At 66.0% G+C, this 1,266-nt stretch carries 3 protein-coding genes; 1 reads left to right on the top strand and 2 read right to left on the bottom strand.

Annotation, left to right across the window (positions count from 1 at the left end; genetic code table 11):
* The coding region (locus tag ABYW26_RS14570; RefSeq protein ID WP_372605640.1) for a fumarylacetoacetate hydrolase family protein at positions 1 to 129 on the top strand (129 nt) is incomplete at its 5' end.
* Here the strand turns inward: ABYW26_RS14570 and ABYW26_RS14565 are convergent.
* Together ABYW26_RS14565 and ABYW26_RS14560 are read right to left on the bottom strand one after the other, a co-directional pair.
* The gene (locus ABYW26_RS14565) at positions 126 to 1,073 is read right to left on the bottom strand and encodes an alpha/beta fold hydrolase (protein ID WP_372605639.1); all 948 of its coding nucleotides are present in this window, start codon (positions 1,071 to 1,073) and stop codon (positions 126 to 128) included. The two genes, ABYW26_RS14570 and ABYW26_RS14565, sit on opposite strands and share 4 nt — an antisense overlap.
* A gap of 3 nt (positions 1,074 to 1,076) precedes the next feature.
* Positions 1,077 to 1,266 (bottom strand): SCP2 sterol-binding domain-containing protein (locus ABYW26_RS14560; RefSeq protein WP_372605638.1); only part of this gene is annotated, 190 nt, incomplete at its 5' end.

Below are 1,266 nucleotides of genomic sequence, written 5' to 3'. Positions count from 1 at the left end.
GCCACCGGCACGCCGCCGGGTGTCGGGCTGGGGATGAAGCCGCCACAGTTTCTGGTGCCGGGCGATGTGGTCGAAGTGTCGGTGCAAGGCTTGGGCAGCCAGCGCCAGCAGGTGCAGCGCCCCGACTAGTCGCGATTTGCGTCGAACAGGGCGCAGGTTTCGTCAAAGAACCGGGCGCGGGTCTGAGGGGTTTCCATCATTACCTCGTGTCTGGCGCCGGGCAGTTCGATCAATTGCCCGCGCGGCCAGCGGTTCATCCGGTCGCGGCTGGCGACCGAACAGACGATATTCTCGGCGCCGCCCAGAAAGGTCAGGGTCGGGCAATCCGGCGATGGCAGCGCCGACAACGCCACACATTCGCGCAGCGCCTCGTGCACCCAAGTCACCGTCGGCCCGCCCAAGGCCAGCTCGGGCCGCGCCTTAAGCTGGTTTTGCATATGGGCATACATCTCGTGGTCGGTGGACAGGGCGTTGCCCTTAAATGGCTGGGTCGCGGCGTAGGACCGGCGCCCGGTCGAGCCCGGCGCATAGGATCTGCCAAAACCCAGACAGCGGAATTGCCAGCCCAGAACGCGGGCAAAGGGCCGGATCAGCGGAAAGATCCGAATGTCCCACATCGGCGCTGAAAACACCGCCGCGCGCACGTCCAGCCCTTCGATCAGCGACCGCAGGCCGATGCAGCCGCCCATCGAATGCGCGATCAGGAAATGCGGCCCCGGCAGCGATAGCTGATCCAGGGCGGCAACCATGGCGGCGACATCGTGCTGGTAGTCATGGAAATGATCGACATGGCCGCGCTGCGGATCGTCCAACAGCCGATCCGCCAGCCCCTGACCGCGCCAGTCCACCGCCACAACGGCATAGCCCCGCGCCAACAGATCCACGGCGGCGGGGCCGTATTTCTCGATATATTCGGTGCGGCCCGGAAACAGCAGCACCGTGCCCTTGGTAGCGGCGTCGCTGGTCCAGACCCCGATGCGAATGCGCAGCCCGTCGCGGGTCGTCAGCCAATAGGCCGCGCCGCCCTCGGGGCCGTCGGCAATGTCAGCGAAATACGGCGCGCGATCCAACACCTGTCAGCCCAGCGCCGCGCCCAACCGCATCGCCATGCCCATATCGCCGTCCAGCTTCAGCTTGCCCGACATAAAGGCAGAGGCCGGGTTCAGTTCGCCCGCAAGAAGCGCCTCGAACGTATCGCGGGTGGCGGTCAGGGTAACGTCTGCATCGTCATCACCAGCATGCACGCCGCCGCCATCGACCATGATC

This window comes from Actibacterium sp., from assembly GCF_041584535.1.
Lineage (GTDB): Bacteria > Pseudomonadota > Alphaproteobacteria > Rhodobacterales > Rhodobacteraceae > Actibacterium_D.
This window is presented reverse-complemented; position numbering and strand designations above follow the sequence as displayed.